Below are 242 nucleotides of genomic sequence, written 5' to 3' on the forward strand. Positions count from 1 at the left end.
CTTGATTAGCTCAATCTCACCAAGTGTATCCTGAAATAGACCATCCTGACTGAGGGGCTCGCTGGCCGCCAAGCTGCCGTCTTTACCAAGCGGCAAGAACCGGTCTGCGCCATCCTTGTGGTACAATTCAACCCGGTTATTGACGATGTCATACAGGCCCTGCAGGGTCTGCCCGGAACCAATCGGCCAATTCATGGCGACACCCTCGATGCCGAGCAGGTCCTCTAATTCGGCAATCAGGT

1 pseudogene is annotated in these 242 nt (G+C 55.0%); it reads right to left on the reverse strand.

Features of this window, described 5'->3' with window-relative positions:
• Window positions 1-242, reverse strand: a pseudogene (locus ACYYG1_RS17805) (hypothetical protein); the annotation flags it as partial.

It is taken from the genome of Desulfocurvus sp. DL1XJH-121 (genome assembly GCF_054819825.1).